The sequence below is a fragment of the Antarctobacter aquimaris genome (assembly GCF_900184945.1).
GTDB lineage: Bacteria > Pseudomonadota > Alphaproteobacteria > Rhodobacterales > Rhodobacteraceae > Maliponia > Maliponia aquimaris.
On the sequence record NZ_FXYF01000007.1, the window covers coordinates 62,614 to 83,039 of the forward strand.

General features: G+C 68.5%; 18 protein-coding genes. 8 read left to right on the forward strand and 10 right to left on the reverse strand.

What is annotated here, in order from left to right:
* Window positions 1-3: 3 nt before the first annotated feature.
* Window positions 4-1,746 (reverse strand): DUF8728 domain-containing protein, encoded by a 1,743-nt coding sequence (locus MAA8898_RS13660; RefSeq protein WP_094021590.1) that lies wholly within the window; start codon window positions 1,744-1,746, stop codon window positions 4-6.
* Between the two features lie 172 nt (window positions 1,747-1,918).
* Window positions 1,919-2,884 (reverse strand): NADPH:quinone oxidoreductase family protein, encoded by a 966-nt coding sequence (locus MAA8898_RS13665; RefSeq protein ID WP_094021591.1) that lies wholly within the window; start codon window positions 2,882-2,884, stop codon window positions 1,919-1,921.
* Between the two features lie 286 nt (window positions 2,885-3,170).
* On the opposite strand from MAA8898_RS13665, the gene MAA8898_RS13670 reads away from it, so the two are divergent.
* The 4 genes from MAA8898_RS13670 to MAA8898_RS13685 all read left to right on the forward strand — a co-directional run bounded on the left by MAA8898_RS13670 (window position 3,171) and on the right by MAA8898_RS13685 (window position 6,342).
* Window positions 3,171-3,542 carry a helix-turn-helix domain-containing protein gene (locus MAA8898_RS13670; RefSeq protein ID WP_094021592.1) on the forward strand — a complete coding sequence of 124 codons (372 nt, stop codon included), beginning with the start codon at window positions 3,171-3,173 and terminating at the stop codon, window positions 3,540-3,542.
* A gap of 51 nt (window positions 3,543-3,593) precedes the next feature.
* Complete coding sequence (locus tag MAA8898_RS13675; RefSeq protein ID WP_094021593.1) at window positions 3,594-4,409, forward strand: inositol monophosphatase family protein; 816 nt, start codon at window positions 3,594-3,596, stop codon at window positions 4,407-4,409.
* Window positions 4,410-4,499: 90 nt separating this feature from the next.
* A complete protein-coding gene (locus MAA8898_RS13680) occupies window positions 4,500-5,843 on the forward strand; it encodes an 8-oxoguanine deaminase (RefSeq protein ID WP_094021594.1) in 1,344 nt (447 codons plus the stop codon).
* Window positions 5,844-5,856: 13 nt separating this feature from the next.
* On the forward strand, window positions 5,857-6,342 hold the full coding sequence (locus MAA8898_RS13685) for a CAP domain-containing protein (RefSeq protein ID WP_094021595.1): 486 nt from the start codon (window positions 5,857-5,859) through the stop codon (window positions 6,340-6,342).
* Between the two features lie 42 nt (window positions 6,343-6,384).
* Here MAA8898_RS13685 and guaD read toward each other — a convergent pair whose 3' ends face one another.
* Window positions 6,385-7,680: a guanine deaminase gene (gene guaD / locus MAA8898_RS13690; RefSeq protein WP_094021596.1), complete on the reverse strand. Its 1,296-nt coding sequence runs from the start codon at window positions 7,678-7,680 to the stop codon at window positions 6,385-6,387.
* Between the two features lie 104 nt (window positions 7,681-7,784).
* Here guaD and mgtE point away from each other — a divergent pair, with 104 nt between their 5' ends.
* Together mgtE and MAA8898_RS13700 are read left to right on the forward strand one after the other, a co-directional pair.
* Complete coding sequence (gene mgtE / locus MAA8898_RS13695) at window positions 7,785-9,179, forward strand: magnesium transporter (RefSeq protein WP_094021597.1); 1,395 nt, start codon at window positions 7,785-7,787, stop codon at window positions 9,177-9,179.
* Window positions 9,176-9,736 (forward strand): 5-formyltetrahydrofolate cyclo-ligase, encoded by a 561-nt coding sequence (locus tag MAA8898_RS13700; RefSeq protein ID WP_094021598.1) that lies wholly within the window; start codon window positions 9,176-9,178, stop codon window positions 9,734-9,736. Before mgtE ends, MAA8898_RS13700 begins: the two co-directional genes overlap by 4 nt.
* 186 nt (window positions 9,737-9,922) lie before the next feature.
* Here MAA8898_RS13700 and MAA8898_RS13705 read toward each other — a convergent pair whose 3' ends face one another.
* Both MAA8898_RS13705 and purD read right to left on the reverse strand, forming a co-directional pair.
* Window positions 9,923-10,495, reverse strand: coding sequence for a hypothetical protein (locus MAA8898_RS13705; protein WP_094021599.1), 573 nt, complete (start codon window positions 10,493-10,495; stop codon window positions 9,923-9,925).
* Window positions 10,488-11,753 carry a phosphoribosylamine--glycine ligase gene (gene purD, locus MAA8898_RS13710; protein WP_094021600.1) on the reverse strand — a complete coding sequence of 422 codons (1,266 nt, stop codon included), beginning with the start codon at window positions 11,751-11,753 and terminating at the stop codon, window positions 10,488-10,490. Before purD ends, MAA8898_RS13705 begins: the two co-directional genes overlap by 8 nt.
* A gap of 171 nt (window positions 11,754-11,924) precedes the next feature.
* Between purD and xseA the strand changes: the two genes are divergently transcribed.
* Both xseA and phaR read left to right on the forward strand, forming a co-directional pair.
* Window positions 11,925-13,466, forward strand: a complete 1,542-nt coding sequence (xseA, locus tag MAA8898_RS13715; protein WP_094021601.1) for an exodeoxyribonuclease VII large subunit — start codon at window positions 11,925-11,927, stop codon at window positions 13,464-13,466.
* 103 nt (window positions 13,467-13,569) lie between these two features.
* Window positions 13,570-14,112 carry a polyhydroxyalkanoate synthesis repressor PhaR gene (phaR, locus tag MAA8898_RS13720; RefSeq protein ID WP_094021602.1) on the forward strand — a complete coding sequence of 181 codons (543 nt, stop codon included), beginning with the start codon at window positions 13,570-13,572 and terminating at the stop codon, window positions 14,110-14,112.
* Between the two features lie 85 nt (window positions 14,113-14,197).
* On the opposite strand, the gene MAA8898_RS13725 is transcribed toward phaR, so the two are convergent.
* The 5 genes from MAA8898_RS13725 to MAA8898_RS13745 all read right to left on the reverse strand — a co-directional run bounded on the left by MAA8898_RS13725 (window position 14,198) and on the right by MAA8898_RS13745 (window position 20,426).
* Window positions 14,198-15,391 carry a DegT/DnrJ/EryC1/StrS family aminotransferase gene (locus MAA8898_RS13725; RefSeq protein WP_176445163.1) on the reverse strand — a complete coding sequence of 398 codons (1,194 nt, stop codon included), beginning with the start codon at window positions 15,389-15,391 and terminating at the stop codon, window positions 14,198-14,200.
* A gap of 136 nt (window positions 15,392-15,527) precedes the next feature.
* Window positions 15,528-16,829 (reverse strand): NAD(P)/FAD-dependent oxidoreductase, encoded by a 1,302-nt coding sequence (locus MAA8898_RS13730; RefSeq protein WP_094021783.1) that lies wholly within the window; start codon window positions 16,827-16,829, stop codon window positions 15,528-15,530.
* Window positions 16,830-16,915: 86 nt separating this feature from the next.
* Window positions 16,916-18,289: a glutamine synthetase family protein gene (locus tag MAA8898_RS13735; protein ID WP_094021604.1), complete on the reverse strand. Its 1,374-nt coding sequence runs from the start codon at window positions 18,287-18,289 to the stop codon at window positions 16,916-16,918.
* Between the two features lie 42 nt (window positions 18,290-18,331).
* Entirely contained in the window at window positions 18,332-19,030 is a 699-nt protein-coding gene (locus MAA8898_RS13740; RefSeq protein ID WP_094021605.1) for a type 1 glutamine amidotransferase, read from the reverse strand.
* A gap of 49 nt (window positions 19,031-19,079) precedes the next feature.
* The gene (locus tag MAA8898_RS13745; RefSeq protein ID WP_094021606.1) at window positions 19,080-20,426 is read right to left on the reverse strand and encodes a glutamine synthetase family protein; all 1,347 of its coding nucleotides are present in this window, start codon (window positions 20,424-20,426) and stop codon (window positions 19,080-19,082) included.

The following is a 20,426-nucleotide window of genomic DNA, read 5'->3' on the forward strand; positions in this document are numbered from 1 at the left end:
AGCTCAGTTGTCCGGGCTCTGCACCACGACCCCGGTCAGCGTGCCGGTCGCGTCGCGGATCAACTCGATCCCCGGCGACTCCTGCACCGCGTCGCGGCGGATGTGGGAGTAGTCGCTGGCCATGATCGGGTGGTTGGGAAAACTCAGCGGCACGTAGTCCCGCGCCAGCTCCGGCCCGTCGAGGAATCCGGACGCCGCCGCAAAGTTGCGCGCGCCGAAGATGAACAGTGGTTTCTTCTGGTCAAAGATGTAGGTGCGCAGGAAATCCGCATCCGCCATGTTGCGCGCCACCTCGCGGTCGACCAGCCCGCCCAGGTCGACCAGGCCGATGCTGCGCTCATAGCTGATGGCGCCAGCATCGTGATGCGCCAGCACCGGGTCGGCGATGCCCATGCGGGTCGCCACCTGGGCAAAGGTGCGGCCGATCTCGGACACCACGGCCAGCGGTGTGGTGGGTTCGGCGTCAAATCGGTCGACCTCGGTCAGGGTACTGGCGAACAGCGCAATGGCCGTGATGCTGCACAGCCAGGCGCGCGCCCGCACAGAAAACCCGTGGTCGATGGCCAGCACCGCCGGCACCACGATCAGCGGCAGCACCGGCATCAGGAACCGGTACTGGCCCATCCAGTCGCCTTTGGCCCAGATCACGAAGGCCCCGTGTCCCAGCAACAGCGCAAAACCGACCCAGCGGCGCGGCACGCTGTCGCCCGATCCCACGATCAGCGCCAGCGGCAGCAACAGCAGAAGGCCGCTGTCCTGCAACCCGCTCCAGACATAGTGCCAGCCACCGCCAAACGGGTTGACCAACCCGGCAAGGCTGCTGGCCGAGGTCTTGGCATGGTAGGGGTTGGGGAAAGGATCGCCGAAATACTGCATCCGGAAGGCCATCAGCCCGACGAAGGCGGCAAAGGGGATCGCGGCCAGCATGAGCGTCCGCCAGAACAGCAGTCGGCCCTCGTCGGCGCGGGACAGGAACAGCGCCGCCAGGAACACCGCGATCACCAGCAGCGGCGTTTCCGGACGGGTCCAGACCAGCACGGCCAGCAGCAGCGCGACGGGCAGGCGCCAGCGGCGCAGGTGGGCGGCGGTGAAGGCCGCCAGCAGCAACAACAGTGCCTGGAGCGCGTGCTCCTGCCCCGAAACGGCCCAGACGACCGTGGGCGCGGCGCCGATGGCGGCGGCGGTCAGCGCCATGGCGGCGGCGCTTTCGGTGGTGCGCCAGACCCACAGCAGGCTGATCCACAGCGTTCCCAGCGCCAGCGCGGTGCCGCCGTATTTGGCCGCTTGCGGGATATCCAGGCCCGCGCGGTGGGCCAGCGACAGAAGCGCCATCCAGACGGAACTGGAATAGCCCTCGGTCGGCGGTGCGCCGGGCTGAAAGGTCAGGCCTGCGCCCTCGGCAAGGGACCGGGCATAGGCAAAGGTGATGCCGGCATCGTCGATCCACCAGCCGGCCAATTGCTGGCAGTACAGCAGGAAACTGGCCGACAGCAGCCCGACGAGCGCCAGCAGGGGCAGGCGCACCGCGCTTCCCGAGGCCCAGCGCGCCTCGATCCAGAGCGCCAGCGCCACCGCCAGAAGCCCGGTGCCAAAGCCGCGCATCAGCCAGTCTCGAGTCTCGATCGACCCTGCGAGGAACGCCACGCGCGCCAGCATCGCCTGCGGCTGTGCAAGCGCCGCGGCACCCAGCGCCAGCAGCACCAGGATGGCCAGCACGAAGGGCAGCGTGCGGGCGGCGTGGCTCATGCCGGTCTCGGGTCACTGGCGCATGGGATCGGTGCGGCGCCGAGGCGGCGCAGCGGCATGGCGCGGGCGGTGTGCCGGGGCATGGGCGGTCGGCCTCCCAGTCTGCTGGCCTGTGTTCTGGCGCGGACAGAGAGGTAATGCCGCGCTGTGGCGAAACTAGGGCGCGCGGGCGTCAGACGTCGATGGCAATCACCACCTTGCCGGTGGATTTGCGGCTGCGCAGCAATTCCATCCCCTCGGCCGCCTGGTCCAGAGGCAGGACGTGGCTGACGTGCGGCTTGATCCTGCCTTGGGCGTGCCAGGCCATCAGCTGCGCCAGCGAGTCGGTCAGCACCTTCGGCCGGAACGCCAGGTAGCCGCCCCAGTAGACACCCAGCACCGACAGGTTCTTGACCAGCAGGTGGTTGGCCTTGACCTGTGGCACCTCGCCGCTGGCAAAGCCGATGGGCAGGATGCGCCCCTCGGGCTTGCATGATCGGAAGGCGGCGGTGAACTGTTCGCCCCCCACCGGGTCGTAGACCACGTCGGCGCCGCCCAGCGCCTTCATCTCGGCACGGATGTCCTGCGTGGCGGCGTCGATCAGGTGGTCCGCCCCGGCGGCCCTGGCGGCGGCCAGTTTGTCCGCGCCGCGGGCACAGGCGACGACCGTGGCGCCCATCAGCTTGCCGATCTCGACCGCGGTCAGCCCGACACCGCCCGCCGCCCCCAGCACCAGCAGCGTCTCGCCCGGCTGCATCCGGGCGCGGTGCTCCAGCGCTACATGGCTGGTGCCATAGGCGATCTGAAAGGCCGCCGCGTCCACCCAGCCCATGCTTTCGGGCAGGTGCACCGCACGGGCGGCGGAAAAACAGCCATATTCCGCAAGCCCGCCCTGGCCGCCAAACACCGCGACCCGGTCGCCGATGGCAAAGCCGGACACCCCGTCGCCCAGCGCATCCACCGTGCCGGCCACCTCCATGCCCAGCACGAAGGGCAGGGCAGGCGTGTCCTGGTAGGTGCCTTTCTGCATCAGCAGGTCGGCGAAGTTCAGGCCACAGGCGGCGATGCGCACGCGCAGGTCGCCCGGACCCGGCGCGGGGACCGGGATGTCGGTCAGGACAGGCGGTGTCTCGTGGTCGGTGACGTGATAGGCGCGCATGGGGTTCTCCGGCAGTGTCCGCCCCTGCCTAGCCGAGATTGCCGCCTAGGCAAAGCGCCGGACGACCGCCGGTTCGCGTCAAAAGTGTACGATCGGTTACGGTTCCGGTTCAACTTTGTCGTGTTTCCACAGTCTGTTTACTATCAATAGGTGGTTGAGTGACTTGATTTTTGGCACGGTTATGATGTAGCACATCAGTCCATAGACGTGCAGGATGATGCCGGGTTCAGGGATCGGGGACGCTTTCTGGCTCATCTGGTACACCCATTGTACAGGAACAACACAGATGGCCCATCCCGTAGACGTCCACGTCGGCAAACGCATCCGTCACCGTCGCTGGCTGGTCGGCATGACCCAGCAGCAACTGGCAGAGCGTGTCGGCATCAAGTTCCAGCAAATTCAGAAGTATGAGACCGGCGCGAACCGTGTCAGCGCGTCTCGGCTCTGGGACATCGCGGACGCTCTGGATGTGGCGGTCAGCTTCTTCTTCGAGGGAATCGAAACCGAGGCTTCGGACTCTTCTGCCAGCGAGAAGGTGCCCGCCGACATCATGGGCGACAAGGAAGCGCTGGACCTCGTGCGGTCCTACTACGCCATCCCGGAAAACCAGCGCCGCCGCCTGTTCGAACTGGCCCGCGTCCTGTCCGACGTGGCTTGAGCCTGTGACGTCCCTGCTGTAGCCCCCTGTAGAGGGGCACAGGGGGGACGCATGGTCGCTATACCGCAGTCACTCGCGAATGAGTTGATAGACACCGCAGAAGTCATGGCTGACGCGGCCGGTCAGGCCATTCTGCCCTACTTCCGGCAACCCGGCCTGGCCGCCGATAACAAGGCAGCCTTTGCGCCGGGGGCCTTTGACCCCGTGACCGCCGCCGACCGTGCCGCCGAACAGGCGATGCGCGACGTCCTGTCCCGCCGCCGCCCGGACGATGCTGTCCTGGGCGAGGAATTCGGCGCGCGCGGCGGCGACAGCGGGCTGACCTGGGTTCTTGACCCCATCGACGGAACGCGCGGCTTCCTGTCCGGCACCCCCACCTGGGGCGTGCTGATCGCGGTGCGTGACGCTACAGGCCCGATCTACGGCATGATCGACCAGCCCTACACGCGGGAACGCTTTCGCGGCGGCCTGGGGATTGCCGACTTTGCCGGGCCGCATGGCGGCGGCGCGCTGGGCACCCGCAGGACCGCCGCGCTGGCGGACGCGATCCTCTTCACCACCTTTCCCGAGGTCGGCACCGAGGATGAGCGCGCCGGCTTCCTGCGCGTGGCCGAACGTGTGCGGCTGGTCCGCTACGGCATGGATTGCTACGCCTACGCCCTGGTCGCGGCCGGGCAGATCGACCTGGTGATCGAGGCCGGGCTGCACGCCTACGACATCCTCGCCCCCATCGCGGTGATCGAGGCGGCGGGCGGCATCGTCACGGATTGGCAGGGGCGTCCGGCGCACGAGGGCGGCCGCGTCATCGCCGCCGCCAACCCGGCGGTCCACGCCGCCGCGCTGGACCTGCTAGGCGGCCGCGGGTAGCATCCGGTCGCGCGGGCGCGCGTCCTTCCCCTTTTCCGGCGCGCTTGCGGCCTGTCTCTCACCGAAAAGGGGCCTGTGTGAGGGGCGCGCATGACCGCAGCCGACATCATCCTGCGCAAGGCGCACACCGTCCTGACCATGGACGACGGCGGGTCCGAGGTAACCGGTGTCGACATCCGCCTGAGCGGAGGCATCATCGCCGAGATCGGCACCGGGCTGACCGGAGGGCGGATCGTTGATGCGTCCTCCTGCGTGGTCACGCCGGGGCTGGTGAACACCCACCACCATCTCTACCAGACGCTGACCCGGGCCGTGCCGGGGGGGCAGGACGCGCTGCTGTTTGGCTGGCTGCGGACGCTCTACCCGATCTGGGCGCGCTTCGGCCCCGAGGAGATGTTCACCTCGGCCCAGATCGGGCTGGCGGAGCTGGCGCTTTCGGGCTGCACGATGAGTTCGGACCACCTCTACCTCTTTCCCAACGGCGCGCGGCTGGACGACACCATCGCCGCGGCGCGCGAGGTCGGCCTGCGCTTTCACCCCACGCGCGGCGCCATGAGCATCGGCGAGAGCGCGGGGGGCCTGCCGCCCGACAGCCTGGTGGAGCGCGAAAGCGCCATCCTGGACGACTGCATCCGCGTCATCGATGCCTTTCACGATGCGTCCGAGGGGGCGATGGTCCGCGTCGGCGTCGCGCCCTGTTCGCCCTTTTCGGTCAGCCGCGACCTGATGCGCGATGCCGCCCTGCTGGCGCGCGACAAGGGGGTGATGCTGCACACCCACCTGGCCGAGAACGACGAGGACGTGGCCTATTCCCAGGCGCAGTTCGGTTGCCGCCCCGGGCAATACGCCGAGGAGCTGGGCTGGACCGGCGACGACGTCTGGCACGCCCATTGCGTGAAGCTGGACATAGCCGAGATCGACCTCTTTGCGCGGTCGCGGACGGGCGTCGCCCATTGTCCCTGCTCCAACTGCCGGCTTGGCAGCGGCATCGCCCCGGTCCGGGCGATGCGCGATGCGGGCGTCAAGGTGGGGCTGGGGGTCGATGGTTCGGCCTCCAACGACCGGGGCAACCTGGTGGACGAGGCGCGGCAGGCCATGCTGTTGCAGCGGGTGGCGCGGGGGGCCGACGCGATGAGCGCGCGCGAGGCGCTGCGCATCGCCACCCGCGGCGGGGCCGAGGTGCTGGGCCGTCCTGACTGCGGCCAGATCGCCGTGGGAAAGCGCGCCGACCTGGCGCTGTGGGACGTGCGTGGGCTGGAAAGTGCCGGAAGCTGGGACCCGGCGGCGCTGCTTCTGGCCGGGCCGCAGCGCGTGCGATACCTTTTCGTCGATGGTCGCCCGGTGGTCGAGGACGGGCAGGTGGTCAGCTTTGACCTGGAGCGCGCCATCGACACGCAGAACCGGCTGGCACGGCGGCTGTCGGAGGCGGTCTGACAGGGAGGACGACATGCGTCTGCTCTTGGTTTTGGGTCTCTGCACCCTCGTGGCGTCCTGTGGCGCCTGGCGCGGGGCGGAACGGGGTTTGCCCGCTCCGGTCGCAGCGGCGCCGGGCAGCGCGGTCTTCAGCACCAGCAGCGGGGTGCAGGCGCTGAACGGCTTTCGGGCGGACAACGGGCTGGGGCCCCTGGTCGTATCGCCCGCGCTGGAAAAGGCCGCCCGCGCCCATGCCCGCGACATGGCGCGGCGCGGCTTCTTCGATCACTCCGGCTCGGACGGCAGCACGGTGATGGACCGCGCCCGCCGCGCCGGCTACAGCCCCTGCTACATCGCCGAGAACATCGCCCGCGGGCAGCGGTCGCTGGCCGAGGTGATGGACGGCTGGGCCACCTCGCCGGGCCACCGCCGCAACATGCTGAGCGCAAATGCCACGGAATTCGGGCTGGTGCGCGGCGAAGGCGACATCTGGGTCATGGTGCTGGGCCGCGCCTGCTGAGTCGTTCACGACCTGCGTCCACGCCTCCCGTCGGTTTGCGGCTCAGCCCGACGCGGACACCCGCCGGCCGGCCACGTAGGTCGCCGCCACGGCGCGGTCATCGCCCATCATGATGGTCGGAAACAGCGCCTCCCAGATGTCCCCGGCGCGCGCGCTGCGCTGCGCGATGGCGGGGGTGGAGCCGAGGTCCAAAGCGATGAAATCCGCCTCAAGCCCCGGCTCCAGCGCGCCGATCATGCCTTCCAGCCGTAGTGCCCGCGCCGAGCCTGCCGTCGCCAGCCAGAGCAGTTCCGCAGGGTGCAGGGCGCGGCCACGCAACTGCGCGATCTCGTAGGCCGCCGCCATGCTGCGCAGCATGGAAAACGACGACCCGCCGCCGGTGTCGGTGGCCAGCCCGACGGGGTGCCCCTCGCGTGTCAGCCCGTCCATGTCGAACAGGCCCGAGCCGATGAAGGTGTTCGAGGTCGGGCAATGGATCAGTGCGGCCCCCACCTCGCGCAGCCGGTCGCGTTCGCGCGGCTCCAGGTGGATGGCGTGACCGTAGAGGCCGTTGCCGCCCAGCAGGCCAAAGCGTTCATAGGTGTCGAGGTAGTCGCGCGCTTTCGGGAACAGGGACTTGACCCAGGCAATCTCGTCGGTCTGTTCGCTCAGGTGGGTCTGCATCAGGCAGTCGGGGTGCTCGGCCCAGAGCGCGCCCAGCGCCGCCAGCTGATCGGGCGTCGAGGTGGGCGAGAATCGCGGCGTGATGACGTAGGACGCACGCCCCCGCCCGTGCCAGCGCTCCAGCAGCGCGCGGCTTTCGTCATAGGCGCGCTGGGCGGTGTCGCGCAGACCCTCGGGCGCGTTGCGGTCCATGCAGGTCTTGCCACCCAGCACCCGCATCCCGCGCACCTCGGCAGCGGTGAAAAAGGCGTCGACCGACTCGGGGTGGATCGTGCAATAGCTGCACACCGTCGTCGTCCCGTTGGCCAGCAGCAGGTCCAGGTAGCGCCCCGCCACTTCACCCGCATAGGCGGGATCGCCAAAGCGCATTTCCTCGGGAAAGGTATATGTGTTCAGCCAGTCGATCAGCCGCTTGCCCCAGCTGGCGATGATGCCGGTCTGCGGGTAATGCGCGTGGGCGTCGATGAACCCGGGCAGCAGCAAGGCGGCCCCGTGATCCGTGACCGAGGCGTAATCGCCGGTGCGCAGATCCTCGGCCCGGCCCACCTGCACGATGCGGCCGTCGTCGACCACGAGGGCCCCGGAACCCTCGTGCAGGGCGGCCTCCGGCCCTGCCTCGAACGGCGATGCGGTGAATCGCAGGGTCTGGCCCAGGTGCAGGTGTCGCGTGCTCATGCCGCAAGCCTAGAAGTGCCGCGGGGAAAGGTAAATCGCCGTTGCCCCTGTCGCCCCGCCAAGGCATGTCCTAGTGTCTGGAGCGTACAGGTGGAGAGCAGGCCATGACAGAAGAGCTTGAGCTGGAACGGGAAGAAGCGGACGACCGCGAGGACGCCTACACGCTGGACCGCAAGGCCATTGCCGCGATTCTCAACGCCGTCGAGATGGACGACCGCGACCGGCTGATCGAGCTGATGGAGCCGCTGCACGCGGCCGACATCGCCGACCTGCTGGAACAGATCGATTCCGACGACCGCCTGGGGCTGATCCACCTCTACGGCAAGGAATTCGACGGCGATATCCTGTCCGAACTGGACGAGACGCTGCGCGAGGAGGTGATCGGCATCCTCCACCCCGAGGTGCTGGCCGACGCTGTGCGCGAACTCGACACCGACGACGTGGTCGACCTGGTCGAGGACCTCGACCAGCCGCAGCAGGACGCCATTCTTGGCGCGCTGGAGGCCGGCGACGCCGCCGCTGTCCGCCAGTCGCTGACCTACCCGGAATACTCCGCCGGCCGCCTGATGCAGCGCGAGGTCGTCATGGCGCCGGAACACTGGAGCGTGGGCGACGCCATCGACTTCATGCGCAACTCGGACAACCTGCCGGAACAGTTCTACCACGTCATCCTGGTGGACCCGAAGCTGCGCCCGGTGGCCAACGTGACACTGGGCAAGATCATGTCGTCGCGCCGCGACGTGCTGTTGCGGTCGATCACCGAGGAGACCTTTCACACCATCCCGGTGACACAATACGAAGGCGACGTGGCCTATGCCTTCAACCAGTACCATCTGATCTCGGCCCCGGTGGTCGACGACAACGACCGGCTGGTCGGTGTGATCACCATCGACGACGCCATGGCCGTGCTGGACGAGGAAAACGAGGAGGATATCCTGCGCCTCGCCGGTGTGGACGGCGAAAGCCGCCTGTCCGACCGGGTGATCGACACGACCAAGCGGCGCTTTCCCTGGCTGGCGGTCAACCTGCTGACCGCGGTGCTGGCCTCGCTGGTCATCGCGCAGTTCGAGGAGGCGATCACCCAGGTGGTGGCGCTGGCGGTGTTGATGCCGATCGTCGCCTCGATGGGCGGCAACGCCGGGACGCAGTCGCTGACCGTGGCGGTGCGGGCGCTGGCCACCCGCGACCTGACCACCGCCAACATCTGGCGGGTCATCCGCCGCGAGGTGGCGGTGGGGCTGATCAACGGCATCGCCTTTGCGGTGATCATGGGCATCGTCGGCCTGCTCTGGTTTGGCTCGGCGCAGTTGGGCGGGGTGATCGCGGCGGCGATGGTGGTGAACCTCGTGGTTGCGGGTCTGGCCGGCATCGTGATCCCGGTGGTGCTGGACAAGGCGGGCATCGACCCGGCGCTGGCCTCGGGGGCATTCGTGACCACGGTGACGGATGTTGTGGGCTTTTTTGCCTTCCTGGGCCTTGCCGTCGTGGTGCTGCTGTGACGCTGGACGAACGCAAGGCCGCCGCGCGCAAGGCGGCGTTCCAGCGCCGCAAGCTGGCGTTTGAGGCGCAATTGCCGGGCGCGGCGGGAAAGCTGAGCGAGGTGCTGGCAGGCTATCGCGGCGCGCCGCTGTCGGGGTTCCTGCCGATCCGGACCGAGATCGACCCGACCCCGGCGATGGCCGAGGCGGCCGCCCATGGCCCGGTCGGCGTGCCTGTGATCCAGGGCAAGGGCCAGCCGCTGAAGTTCGCCCGCTGGGAGCCGGACTGCGCGCTGGTGGACGGACCTTTCGGGGCCAGGGTGCCCGAGTTGCTGGAGTACTTCGAGCCGGAGGTGCTGATCGTGCCGCTGGTGGCCTTTGACCGGCGCGGCGGGCGGCTGGGCTATGGCGGTGGTTTCTACGACCGCACGTTGCAGATGCTGCGCACCCGGCGGCCGACCCTGGCCGTGGGCTTTGCCTTTGCCGCGCAGGAGGACGACGCGCTGCCGCTGGAAGAGACCGACCAGCCGCTTGACCTGATCGTGACTGAGGCGGCGGTGATTACGCCGCGCGCCTGAGGTCGGGCGGGCAGGGGGCTCTGCCCACGCGCCCCGGAGCAAGTCCGGGGCTTACCCCCGGAGGTATTTCGGCCAAGAAGAAACGCACTGTGCACAGTGCGCCCCGGGGCCCGCGTTTCATGTCGCAGATCCCGGCGGGCTTCGGTCCTTGCGTCAGTGGGGATCATGTCCGCCCTGTTGGGCGTATCAAGCCGGTCCGTCCATGGCTTCGATCAGTTTCGGCAGGACCGAGACCGGAACGGTTGGCGCTGTCTTCCATGGCTGGTTGGACCACATCAGGACAGCGCCCAGCGCACCCAGCAGCAGGACCGGAAACGCCATGGCGGGCAGGCGGTCAGTGCTGACGCCGCTGGCCAATGCGGCGATGCCGATCCCCGGACCGGCGAGCATGGACATCACCCCAATCCCGAACCAGAGGGCCCGCACCGCGCCGGTTTCGGCCAGGGCGACCGGCAGGTCCGGGGTCCGTTCAGCCAGCCTCCGGGCAACGGCAAGGCACAGTGCGCGGTGCGCGGCGCGGTCAGGATCGTCCGGCGGCAGCAACGCGCTGCAATTGAGCGCGATGCGGGTCAGCCCCTCGGGGCCGACGAGGTCCAGACGCCGCATCCGGGTGCCCCGCAGGATCGTTTCGACAAAGACAGCCCGCTCGACCTGGCCCAGGTCGCCGCGACCCTGCGGACCGGTCAGGACATCGCCGTCCAGTCGCCACTCGGCGCGTGCGCGCAGCGCGGCCGGGCGAAAGCTCCAGCGGTCAGCCAAGCGCCCGCCAGCCGATGTCGCGCCGGTAAACGCCCTCGGGCCAGTCGACCGCTTCGACCATGGCGTAGGCGCGATCGCGCGCCTGGGCCAGCGTCGCGCCGCGCGCCGTGGCGTTCAGCACCCGCCCGCCGCTGGACAACACCTTGCCGGCGTCCTGGCGCGTGCCGGCATGGAACATCATGCGAAAGCTGTCTTCGGGCAGCGCGTCAAGGCCGCGGATCTCGGTGTCCTTGACGTAGCTGCCGGGGTAGCCCTTTGCTGCCATGACCACGGTCATGGCGTGATCCTCGGCCCAGGTCACCTTTGCTTCGCCCAGCCGCCCCTCGGCGCAGGCGTGCATCAGGTCCAGCGCCTGCGCACCCAGCCGCAGCATCAGCACCTGGCATTCCGGATCGCCGAAGCGGACGTTGTATTCCACCAGCCGGGGCTGCCCGTTCTCGATCATCAACCCGGCGTAGAGCACGCCCTGGTAGGGCATCCCGCGCCGCACCATTTCCGCCATCGTCGGGCGGACGATCTCGTCCAGCGCCTTTTGCGCGATGGCGTCGGTCAGCACCGGGGCCGGGGAATAGGCGCCCATGCCGCCGGTGTTGGGGCCGGTGTCGCCCTCGCCGATGCGCTTGTGGTCCTGGGCGGTGCCGATGGGCAGGCAGGTCTCGCCGTCGACCAGCACGAAAAAGCTGGCCTCTTCGCCGGTCATGAATTCCTCGATCACCACCTCGGCGCCCGCGCCGCCAAAGGCACCGCCGAACATGTCGTCGATGGCGGCCTCGGCCTCGGCCACCGTCTCGGCGATGATCACGCCCTTGCCGGCGGCCAGCCCGTCGGCCTTGACCACGATGGGCGCGCCCTGTTCGCGGACATGGACCTTGGCGGCCTCCGCCTCGGTGAAATGGCCATAGCCGGCGGTGGGCGCGTTGACCGCGGCGCAGATCTCCTTGGTAAAGCTCTTGGAGGCTTCCAGCCGGGCAGCAGCGGCGGAGGGGCCGAAGACCAGGATGCCGGCCTCGCGCAGGCGGTCGGCGACCCCGGCGGCCAGCGGCGCCTCGGGGCCGACGATCACCAGGTCGATGGCGTTTTCGCCGGCAAACTCGGTCACCGCGCCGCCGTCCTCGATGTCGAGGTCGGCGCATTCGGCGATCATCGCGATGCCCGCGTTGCCGGGTGCGACGATCAGCTTGTCGCACTTCGGGTTCTGCAAGGTGGCCCAGGCCAGCGCATGTTCGCGACCGCCGCCGCCAAGGATGAGGATGTTCACAGGCGCACTCCTTTTGCGGGCCGGGGAGGGACTTGTTTCCAGCGCCCCCTGTCACGGCAGGACCGGCGCGCCCCGGGCGTATTTGGAAAGAGAAGAAGCCTGGGGCGGCTTTCCCGGCGGTTTCGGGTCGTTTAAGGTTGCCGCGAGGCAAGGGCAAGCGGGGCGTGAGCAATGGACCTGATCGAGGACGAAGGCACGGGCAACACGCCGGAGTTCACCGTCAGCGAGCTTTCAGGCGCGGTCAAACGCGTGATCGAAGGCGAGTTCGGCTTTGTCCGGGTGCGCGGCGAGGTGGGGCGCGTGTCGCGGCCGCGCTCGGGGCATGTCTACCTCGATCTCAAGGATGACCGCTCGGTGATCTCGGGGGTGATGTGGAAAGGCGTGGCCTCGCGGCTGCCGACCCAGCCGGAGGAAGGCATGGAGGTCATCGCCACCGGGCGGCTGACCACCTTCCCGGGACAGTCCAAGTACCAGATCGTGATCGAGGACATCCGCCCCGCGGGCGCAGGCGCGCTGATGGCGATGCTGGAAAAGCGCAAGGCGCTGTTGCAGGCCGAAGGGCTGTTCGATGCCGCCCGCAAAAAGCCGCTGCCCTACCTGCCGGAGATCATCGGCGTCGTCACCTCGCCCAGCGGAGCGGTGATCCGCGACATCCTGCACCGGCTGCGCGACCGGTTCCCGCGCAAGGTGCTGATCTGGCCGGTGGCGGTGCAGGGCGCGTCCTGCGCGCCAGAGGTGGCGCGCGCCATTGCCGGGTTCAACCGGTTGCAACCGGGCGGCGCGTTGCCGCGGCCGGACCTGCTGATCGTGGCGCGCGGCGGTGGGTCGGTCGAGGACCTCTGGGGCTTCAACGAGGAGATCGTGGCGCGGGCGGCGGCGGCCTCGGAGATCCCGCTGATCTCGGCCGTGGGGCACGAGACGGATACCACGCTGATCGACTACGTGGCCGACCGGCGCGCGCCGACCCCCACAGCAGCGGCCGAACTGGCGGTGCCGGTGCGGCTGGAACTGATCGGGCTGGTGGGTGACTTCGGGTCGCGCATGGCCCGGGCCATGACACAGCGGGTCGATGTGCGCGGCCAGCGCCTGCGCGACCTCACCCGCGCCCTGCCGCGCCCCGAAGAGCTTCTGGATGGGCCGCGCCAGCGGCTGGACGTGATGGGCGACAGGCTGCCGCAGGCGCTGCACCGGTTGGTGGACAAGCGGCGGCTGGCGCTGTCGGAGCGGACCGGCAGCCTGCGCCCCTCGGTGCTGTCGCGCGCCATCGCGGCTGAACGCAAGCGGCTGGACGACCGTGCTGCGCGGCTGGCCCCGGCGCTGGACCGGCTGGTCAAGGCGCGGAGCGAGGCTTTGGCGCGGCGCGCCGACCGGCTGACCCCGCGCCCCCTGCTGCGCGAGATCGCCGCTCAGGGCGACCGGCTGGAGGCGCTGTCGCGGCGGCTGAAGGAGGCGCAGAACCAGCGGCAGTCCGACCTGGCACGCCGGCTGGATGCGCTGGGCCGCCTGTTCGAAACGCTGGGCTACCGCGAGACGCTGCGCCGCGGCTACGCCGTGGTGCGCGGCGACGGAAAGGTGGTCACGACCAAGGCCGGCGCCGAGGCCGCGAGCGGACTGGAGATCGAATTCCAGGATGGCACCCTGCGCCTGGGCGGTCGTGCCGCACCGCGCAAGGGCGGCCAGGACAAGCCGCCGGAACAGGGCAGCCTGTTCTGACCAAGCGCTTGAAAAATGCGAATTAACCGCCCGCAGGCTTTCCTTTTCTTCTGCGCTCGCATAAGATTTGCTGCAACGCATGAATGCCGGGAGGGGTACGCCTGTGGCCGAGAGTGAAAAACCGCTTCTGATCAAGCGTTACGCCAGTCGGCGGCTCTACAACACCGAGACTTCGGACTATGTCACGCTCGAGGACATCGCCGGGTTCATCCGGGATGGCCGCGAGGTGCAGATCGTGGACCTGAAATCCGGCGACGACCTGACGCGCCAATACCTGCTCCAGATCGTGGCCGAGCATGAAAGCAAGGGCGAAAGCGTCCTGCCGATCAGCGTTCTGACCGATCTCGTGCGCAGCTACACTACGCAGGCCACCAGCGTCGTGCCGCAGTTCCTGGCGGCCAGCTTCGAGATGTTCCGAGACAGCCAGTCCAAGTGGCTGGAGAACGTCAACTCGATGAATCCGATGGCCAAGAGCCTGGAGGCGATGCAGGCGCAGCAAGAGGCCTTTCTGAAGGCCATGACCGGCGCCCGCGTGCCCGGCGCAGAGGGCGAGAAGAAGCCCGCCGCCGAGGGCAAGGACGACCTTGACGCGATCAAGCGTCAGCTTGCCGACCTGCAGCGCAAGCTGTCCAAGCTGGACAAGTGATCCCGGCGGGGCGGGGGCTCTGCCCCCGTCGCGCGATGCGCGACTCCCCCGAGGTATTTTTCAAACCAAAGAACGCCTGGCCCGCTCAGGTGCCGTAGACCTTGGGCGGCGGCTTGACCTCGGCGGCAGCCTGCACCAATGCCCCGGCGACCGCGTCGCAGTCCTGCGGCGTCAGCCGGGCGGGCAGGCGGGTGTCGCAGGCGCGCATCAGCATGGCGCGGGTGCGCGGCAGGTCCGGCATCTCGGGCAGGAAGCCCCAGTTCCAGTAGGCGCGCGCGTTGTCCCGGCTCAGGCCAAAGACCTGCACCTTGACGCCCTGCGCCTCTGCCGCGGCGGCGAAGGCGCGGACCTCGTCGTCACTCATGCCGGTCAGGTTGAACTGCAGCGAGTCGGGCGCGCGCTCTTCTGGCGCCAGCTTGGCGGGCACCTCGATCCAGGGGCTGCGGGCGATGCGCGCGGCCACGTGGTCATGATTGCGCCGCCCGTCCGCGACGCGGCGGTCGATGTGGGCGATCTGCGGCCGGATCACCGCAGCCGACAGGTTCGACATGCGCAGGTTGTAGAGCGGCAGCCGGTTTTGCCAGCGGTCAAAGGCGGCGGCCAGCGCGCCGGTGTTGTCACCGTGGGCCAGATGCTTTTTCCAGTTGTGCTCATAGGCGCCTGACAGGATCACCGCGCGGGCCACCAGTTCGGCGTCGTCGGTGACCAGGATGCCGCCTTCGCCCGCGTTGACCAGCTTGTAGCTCTGGAAGCTGAAGCAGCCGACCTTGCCCAGCGTGCCGATCCGGCGGCCGTGCCAGGTGGTGCCCAGCGAATGCGCCGCATCCTCGACCACCGGCACGCCAGCGGCGTCGCACAGGGCCAGGATCGCGTCCATGTCCGAAGTGTGGCCGCGCATGTGGCTGACGATCACCGCGTCGACCCCGGGCAGGCGGGCCGCGAAATCGGCGATGTCGATGCGGTAGTCTTCGCCCACCTCGCAGAGCACCGGCACCATGCCCGCGTGGATGATGGACGAGGGCACCGCCGCGAATGTAAAGCCGGGGATCAGCACGCGTGCGCCGCGCGGCAGGTCCAGCGCCAGCAGCGACAGGAACAGCGCGGCGGAACAGCTGGACACAGCCAGCGCGTATTTCGCGCCCATGTACTCGGCGAACTCGCGCTCCAGAAGGGCGACGGGCGCGTCCTCTGGCGCGGTATAGCGAAACAGGTCGCCGGAGGTCAGCAGGCGGTCGATCTCGGCGCGGGCCTCGGCCGGGATCGGTTCGGCGTCGTGCATGTTCGGTATCATTTTTCGAAATCCTGCATCTAGGTTTTCGAAAAGGTAAATCAAACCGGCGCGGCGTCAAAGCGAAATGCGCGCGGACAAGGCACCGCGCAGTCAATGGTGTCCCGGTTTGGCGTATGACCCTGCGTCAGATGCCCAGCCGGTCGCGCATCGCAAACCAGGTCATCGCCAGCGTCAGCAGCGGCGAACGGAACGCCGTGCCGCCGGGGAAGGGCGGGCAGGGCAGGGCGGCGAAGGTGTCGAAGCCCGCCGACTGTCCGCGCACCGCCTCGGCCAGCAGCTTGCCCGCCTGCACAGCGTTGCCGACGCCGTGGCCGGAATAGCCCGAGGCGCTCAGCATGTTCGGTCCCAGCCGCGCCAGGTGCGGCATCCGTTTCATGGTGATCGCCAGCGTACCGCCCCAGGCGTGGGTCAGTTCGACCCACTTGAGGTGAGGGAAGATCTCCAGCATCGGCTTGCGCACGGTGGCGCGGATGTCACTGGGGAAGCGATAGCCATAGCTTTCGCCGCCGCCGAACAGCAGCCGCCCGTCGGGCGAGAGGCGGAAGTAATTGATCACGAACCGGTCGTCCGCCACGGCGACCTCTTCGGCCAGCACCTCGGCGGCACGGTCGCCCAGCGGTTCGGTCGCCACGACGAAGTTGTTGATCGGCATGACACGGGCGGCCACGCTGCGGTCGAGCCCGCCGAGATAGCCGTTGCAGCCCAGGATCAGGTGGTCGGCCTCGACCTCGCCCGCGTCGGTGCGCACCTTGACTGTCTTGCCGGGGCGGATGTCGTGGACATGGCTGCGCTCGTGGATCCGCGTTCCGGCCCCGGTGGCCGCCCGTGCCAGCCCCAGCGCCAGCGCCAGCGGGTTCAGATGCGCCGCACCGCGGTCCATGACCCCGCCCTTGTAGGCGGGCGAGGGGCAGAGCCGGGCAAACCCCGACGCGTCCAGAGCCTCCAGCGGATAGCCGTAGACCCGGTCCATGTGCGCGGCATAGTCGTGCAGCTCGCGCACGCTCTTGGCCGAGGATCCCGCCCAGGCGATGCCGGGACGCAGGTCGCAGGCGATGCCGTGCCGCGCTACCAGATCCTTGACCAGCGCCTTGGCGTCCTCGCCCAGGTTCCAGAGCACGCGTGCCTTGTCCGGCCCGACCATCCCCTCCAGCGTGACCTGGTCCTGTCGCTGGCCAGAGCCCAGCTGCCCGCCGTTACGCCCCGATGCGCCAAAGCCCACCCGGTGCGCCTCCAACAGCACCACGTCCAGCCCGGCCTCGGCCAGGTGCAGCGCCGCCGAAAGCCCGGTAAACCCGCCGCCGACGACGCAGACATCCGCCCGCACGCGCCCCTTCAGCGCCGCAAACGGCTCCAGCGGCGGCGTGACCGACGCGTACCAGCTTTGCGGATACTCTCCGCGCCTGTCATTGGAGAACAGCAGGTCCAAGAGGGCCACCTCCATGTTTCTTCTGGCTGAAAATATCCCGGGAGGGGTCCGGGGAGGGCAGCGCCCGCCCCGGCCTCTCCACCGGCTCAGACGTTCAACAGCAGGTGCTCACGCTCCCAAGGAGAGATCACCTGCAGGAATTCCTCGTACTCGGTCCGCTTCACGATGGAATAGACGCGCGCGAATTCCGGCCCCAGCACCTCGTGCAGCGCCTTGGCCTCGTCGAACAGGTCCAGCGCCTGGCCCAGCACGCGCGGAATGTCCCCTTCGCCCTCGTAGGCGTCGCCGCGGAACTGCTTCGACGGCCAGCGCTCCTCCATCATTCCCAGGTAGCCGCAGGCCAGTGAGGCCGCGATGCCCAGGTAGGGGTTGCAGTCCATCCCCGCCAGCCGGTTTTCCACCCGCCGCGCCTCCGGTCCCGACAACGGGATGCGGATGCCGGTGGTGCGGTTGTCGCGGCCCCATTCCAGGTTGATCGGCGCGGCGTGGTCCTTCACGTAGCGGCGATAGCTGTTGACGTAGGGTGCCTGCACCGCGATGGCCGAGGGCAGGTAGGTCTGAAGCCCGCCGATGAAGTGAAAGAACAGGTCGGTCTCGCCACCCTGCGGGCCGGAGAACAGGTTTTTCTTTGTTTGCAGGTCCATCACCGAATGATGGATGTGCATGGCGCTGCCCGGCTCGTCGGCGATCGGCTTGGCCATGAAGGTGGCAAAGCAGTCGTGCCGCAGCGCGGCCTCGCGGATCAGCCGCTTGAAGTAGAACACCTCGTCGGCCAGCTTGACCGGGTTGCCGTGCCGCAGGTTGATCTCCAGCTGCCCGGCGCCGCCTTCCTGGGTGATGCCGTCGATCTCGAACCCCTGCGCCTCGGCGAAATCGTAGATGTCGTCGATCACCGGGCCGAACTCGTCCACCGCGGTCATCGAATAGGCCTGCCGCGCGGCGGCGGGCCGGCCCGAGCGGCCCATCATCGGCATGATGTCCTTTGCCGGGTCGATGTTGCGCGCCACCAGGTAGAATTCCATCTCCGGCGCCACCACCGGCTTCCAGCCCTGCGCCTCGTACAGCGCCACAACGCGCTTGAGCACGTTGCGCGGGCTGAAAGGCACCGGTACGCCGTGCCGGTCAAAGGCGTCGTGGATCACCTGCAACGTCCAGTCGCCGGTCCAGGGCGCGGCCGTGGCCGTGGTCATGTCCGGCCGCAGCACCATGTCGCGCTCGATAAAGCCGTCCGCACCCGCAGCCTCGCCCCAGTCCCCGGTGATGGTCTGAAAGAAGATCGAGTCCGGCAGGTGGAAATACCCCTGCCGCGCGAACTTGGACGCCGGAACCGCCTTGCCCCGCGCGATGCCGGGCAGGTCCGACACGATGCACTCGACCTCGTCCAGCTTGCGCCCCTCCAGGTAAGCGCGGGCGGCGGGAGGCAGGTTGTCGGTCCAGTCGGTCTGGGTGGTCGGTTCCACGGGAAGGGTCCTTGTCGGGATCGGGTTAAGGGAAAGGCAAGATCATGCGGCCCGGCCGGGCAGTTGCTTGTGTTGCAGGAAATGGATCAGGTCGTCGATCAGTTCGGCGCTGTCCAGCGGGGTCTCCATGACCTCTTCGGCATGGCGCAGCGTCTCTTCGGGCACCACGCCGGGTCCGCGCTTTTCCAGCAGGCCGCGGGTAAAGGCGACGTCGAACTCGGGGTGCGGCTGGATGGTGTAGGCCCGGCCCGGGTAGAGCAGGGCGGCGTGTTTGCAGAAGTCGCTGGAGGCCAGCGTCACCGCGCCTTCGGGTGGCTCTGTCACCTGGTCCTGGTGCCAGGCCATGACCGTCTTTGGTCCGCGTCCGACGAAATCATAGGTCTGCGGACCCACCGACCAGCCGCCGGGGAACTTGACCGCCGTGCCGCCCAGCGCCCGGGCGATGACCTGGTGGCCAAAGCAGATGCCCACCAGCGGCCGCCCCTGGGCGACGATCTGGCGGATCAGCTCCTCCAGCGGTGGGATCCAGGCGTGATCCTCGTAGACACCGTGGCGCGAGCCGGTGATCAGCCAGCCGTCCGCCGCCTCGGGGCCGGGCGGGAAGTCACCGTTCACCACCGACCAGGTCTGGAACTCGAAGCCCGCCTTTGCCAGCCGGTCCATGAAGATGTCCGGGTACTGGCCGTACGTTTCGGCCAGTTCTGGCACGACGATGCCGGTTTGCAGAATGCCGATTTTCATGAAACGCCCTTGTTTCTGATCAAAAGCCACCCGCGCTGCCTTGGCAGGCCTATACCGTGTCCAGGTACAGCTCAGTCTGTTCCGATTTTGTCAGGTCGTCCATGTCGCGCAACTCCTGCCGCTTGGTCAGGACAAAGTTGTCGATCAACTCCTGCGGAAAGATGCGCGGCATCACCGGGCTCTTTTCAAAGGCATGGATGGCGCTGGCCCAGTTCGAGGGCATCTGCGGCAGGTCCTGTTCGTAGGCGTTGCCGGTGATCCGCTCGGGCGGCACGATCTTGTCCTCGATCCCCATCAGTGCCGCGCCCAGGATGGCCGCCAGCGCGAGGTAGGGATTCACGTCGCCGCCCGCAACGCGGTGTTCGATCCGGCGCGCGGCGGGCGGGCCGGAGGGCACGCGCACCGCGGCGGTGCGGTTGTCGTAGGCCCAGCAGATCGCCGACGGCGCATGGGCATCGGGCACCAGCCGTTCAAAGCTGTTGAGGTGCGGCGCAAAGATCAGCGTGCTGTCGGACAGCGCGGTCAGGCAGCCGCCGATGGCGTGCAGCAGCGTTTCGGTGCCCTCCGGTCCGCCGTTGTTGAAGATGTTGTTGCCCGCCTCGTCCAGTACCGAGAAATGCGCATGCATCCCGTTGCCGGAATAATCCTCGTAGGGCTTGGCCATGAAGCTGGCGGCAAAACCGTGCTTGCGCGCCAGGCCCTTGACCAGCGTCTTGAACAGCCAGGCGTCGTCGGCCGCCTTCAGCGCGTCGGCCTGGTGCATCAGGTTGACCTCGAACTGGCCGATGCCCGCCTCCGAGATCAGCGTGTCCGAGGGGATGTCCATCACCTCGCAGGCCTCGTAGAGATCGGTAAAGAAGGTGTCGAAGGCGTCCAGCGCCCGGATCGACAGCACCTCGGCCGCGTCGCGCCGCTTGCCCGACCGGGGCGAGATCGGGATCTGCAACCGGCGGGTGCTGTCGTCGATCAGGTAGAACTCCAGCTCGACGGCAACGACGGGGGTCAGACCCAGCGCGGCGAACCGTTTCTGGATGAACGAAAGGGCGTGGCGCGGATCGCCCTCGTAGGGGCGGCCGTCCTCGTGGAACATCCAGATCGGCAGCAGGGCCGAAGGCGCCTCCAGCCAGGGCATCGGCACAAAGCCACGCTCGGTCGGGTAGAGGATGGCGTCGCGGTCGCCGCTTTCAAAGACCAGCGGGCTGTCGGCGATGTCCTCGCCCCAGATGTCGACGTTGAGCGCCGAAAACGGGAAGCGGGTCCCGTCCTTGAGCACCTTGATGGCGCTCGGGATGGGCATCCGCTTGCCGCGGGCGACGCCGTTGACGTCACAGGCGGCGGCTCGGATGGTGCGGATTTGCGGGCGTTCGTGCAGCCAGTCAGCGCTGGGGGCGGGCAT